The following is a 3283-nucleotide window of genomic DNA, read 5'->3' as shown; positions in this document are numbered from 1 at the left end:
TCATTATCAGTCATGGTTAACAACATCCACAGGCTCCAAAACAGCAAAGAAAAAGCGTCTTTTGAAGTTAGTTCAACATGACATTTCAATCTGGCTCAAACATGACATTTCTAAATGGGACTTACATCTTGAGTGCGCAAAAGATAGAATATGTTAAATACAGCTATTATTGACCAAATTTACGTAACTCGTTCATCCCCTAAGTATTTCAGAGTGAAAACTATTATTTACTTGGATCCTAGTAGTTTCTTTATCAAAAGTTATCCGAAAGAAATTGGAACAAGTGGATGAAAAGTGTTTTCTAACCGATGGTAAAAAAAAGACCAAAAGCGGCTTAGTCGCTACTACCGTTAGAATACCAAAGAAGCTTCAGCTTGTAATTGAAGACCTTGCCGAGTATTTATCTCTCTCAAAACAAGAAGTAATGCTCAAATTGATTGAAAAGGGGTGTAGCGATCAAGGCAGTCATTATACTAGCCGTAAATACCGTCAGTTACTGTGGTGTTTTCAAATAAAACAGAGCTTATCTCGCCGAGGAAACTGTTGGGATAATGCGCCGATGGAGCGCTTCTTTAGAAGTCTGAAGACTGAATGGGTGCCAACTGTGGGTTATTGCAGCTTTGCTGAGCTCAACAAGAGATCACCCGCTACAGACCCTGTAAATAATTCTGTGTAACTGTCAAGGTTACATGTACTCAGAGAGTCGGTCTTCGAACATAATAATAAAGCGGTTTAGAGCTTGTCGCCAGTTTCTAATCGGCATCGTCCACTTCTTAGAAGCATCTCGGATAGCTAGGTAGATCACCTTTCGAGCTGACTCATCCGTTGGGAACAGCTTGCGCTTCTTAATCGCTTTTCTAATAACGCTGTTGAGGGATTCAATGGCGTTAGTCGTGTAGATCGCTCGGCGGATGTCCTCTGGGTAGTTAAACAGGGTGTTGAGGTTGTTCCAATGCGTCGTCCAAGAGCGACTAATTTGAGGATACTTACTATCCCATCGGGCAGAGAACTGCTCTAGAGCCAGCAGAGCCTCATCTTCTGTGGTTGATTGGTAGATTTTCTTCAGATCAGCCGTCACTGCTCTGTAGTCTTTCCAAGGGACGTACTTGACCGAGTTTCGCACCATGTGGACGATACAGAGTTGTATTTGCGTCTCAGGGAACACAGTATTGATAGCGTCAGGAAAGCCCTTTAGTCCGTCAACACAAGCGATAAGGATGTCTTTTACTCCACGGTTTTGAAGCTCAGTCAGCACATTAAGCCAGAACTTGGCACCTTCTGTTTCAGAGAGCCACATACCGAGCAGTTCTTTTTGACCTTCCATATTGACGCCTAGCGCAAGGTAGACCGCTTTGTTGATGACTTGCTTGTCTTGACGCACCTTAATCACGATGCAATCGAGATAAACGATAGGATAAACTTCGTCGAGAGGTCGCGACTGCCATTCAATCACTTGCTCAAGCACCGAGTCGGTTACTTTTGATATCAGCGTTGGCGAGACATCAGCGTCATACATTTCCTTGAACGTTGCGACGATTTCACGTGTAGTCATTCCTTTCGCATAAAGGCTCAATATCTTGTCGTCCATAGATTGGAATCGAGTTTGGTGCTTGCGGATGAGTTGAGGTTCAAAGCTGGCTTCACGGTCGCGAGGGATCTCGATATCAACCTCGCCATCATCTGTGATAATTGACTTACCTGAGTAGCCATTGCGGGAGTTGGAGCTGGTTCTAGCTTGGTGTTTTTGATATCCAAGGTGCTCATCGAGTTCAGCGTTTAACGCCGTTTCAACGGTCACCTTGGTTAACATTTTTCGAAAGTCATCAAGATCAGATTCTGTCTTAATTGACTTAGCGGCTTCACGAGCAAAAGCTTCGAGTGCTTTCTTATCCATATTGTCCATCCTTAACCTTTAAGGTTTAAGTTTAGACAGTTACACAGAATTCAGGACACTCTCCCCGCTACATTATCGGATATTACTGCCAACTCAGGCCACATCAGTATAATGGTGGCCTAACTCCCAATGAGTCGGAACAACTATATTGGGAAAACTCTAAAACCGTGACCAATTTTAATTGACCACTACAACTTACCAAGTTTGTAATCTTGTTTATGAGCTTCAGAAATATCATTTATTTTTTCACGGCACTTTAAAACTTCTTTATATTTTGGCAAAAGCTCTCGCCCATAAATATTAAAAGTCATTTCAATCCGCTGAAAATCAACTTTTGAAGCTTGTCCGCTTTCAATTATTTCGTCTAGGTATTGGTTATAATCGATTTCTCCTTTCATAACCAATGTAAGCTTAAAGAAGTTAGAAAAGAACATGTTGACCCACTGACTTAAAAGAACATAAAGTTCTTCTAACCTTTCCCGTTTTACTTGTGCATGCGCTCGATCTTTTTCTGTATTCAACTGTAATTGTAGCCTTTGGAAACTAGATCTATTGGCAAAAACTACTCCGGACAGTCCAAGTATTGCACCAAACAGTACACCAAGAAGACCAACCCAAGATTTCACATCCACTAACTTGATAATTTCTAACATTGATAATCCTCAAAATGCATAGTGCCCTATTAAGGGGAAAACTACGCAATACCGAAATCACTCATACTACTGTAAACACTAAAACAAACGCATAGAGAAAAGGCCGCGTACTGCAAATCCCTCTAGAACCGTTTGTTGAACGAAGCCGCACAGCGGCTTCGTTCAACAAGAGATTTAAGTATTTGTGTAGCAGTTTTATTGTGAATTCCTTTCCCTACTGCCATCGAATCAAAAGAAGTCATTAGATACTTGGCACCATCATCTTGCTGATATTTGCCCGATGAACGAGGTAAGGATAACCAAACATTGATAAATGTTTGTAAGTATGTAACAGAGTCAATCCCATCACCATATCGACACTTGACCGATTCTTCTAGCTGCTTTCTATTCATGACAAGCAAGAACGTTATGCCTGATACCGAGAAAATAAAACTAATCCAAAACTAAGTTAATACAATATGAATGAGTAAAAGGTCTAAGCAATTTTGGGGCAAAAATTATTTAGCGGTTTTTGTATATAACATTTCTAAATGAGTCAAACCGGATAATACTATATTGGGTTTACACATTTGAATGACGTGTTATACCTATTATAATGGAATGGTCGTTCCTCTCCCCATCGTTTATTATGACAAAAGCGACCAGCAAGGAGAGATAATTATGACTATGGTGACAGTAGGTATTGACCTAGCGAAAAATGTATATCAAGTTCATGGCGTTGATTCTCATGGAAAAA

General features: G+C 40.7%; 3 protein-coding genes and 1 pseudogene. 1 reads left to right on the top strand and 3 read right to left on the bottom strand.

From position 1 onward, the window contains the following. Nucleotides 1–451 precede the first annotated feature (451 nt). A pseudogene (locus CTN07_RS22175) lies at nucleotides 452–628 on the top strand (IS3 family transposase); the annotation flags it as partial. Between the two features lie 57 nt (nucleotides 629–685). Here the strand turns inward: CTN07_RS22175 and CTN07_RS22170 are convergent. From CTN07_RS22170 to CTN07_RS22160, 3 genes are all read right to left on the bottom strand, one after another. Further along, on the bottom strand, nucleotides 686–1894 hold the full coding sequence (locus CTN07_RS22170) for an IS256 family transposase (protein ID WP_005306708.1): 1209 nt from the start codon (nucleotides 1892–1894) through the stop codon (nucleotides 686–688). 188 nt (nucleotides 1895–2082) lie between these two features. Continuing rightward, a complete protein-coding gene (locus CTN07_RS22165; protein ID WP_050787853.1) occupies nucleotides 2083–2547 on the bottom strand; it encodes a hypothetical protein in 465 nt (154 codons plus the stop codon). 122 nt (nucleotides 2548–2669) lie between these two features. Then, nucleotides 2670–2975, bottom strand: coding sequence for a P-loop NTPase fold protein (locus CTN07_RS22160; RefSeq protein ID WP_256593870.1), 306 nt, complete (start codon nucleotides 2973–2975; stop codon nucleotides 2670–2672). Nucleotides 2976–3283: the final 308 nt, after the last annotated feature.

This window comes from Photobacterium damselae (assembly GCF_003026815.1).
Taxonomy (GTDB): Bacteria; Pseudomonadota; Gammaproteobacteria; order Enterobacterales; family Vibrionaceae; genus Photobacterium; species Photobacterium damselae.
Note: the sequence above shows the minus strand (reverse complement) of the source record. Positions and strands in the feature narration are given on the sequence as shown.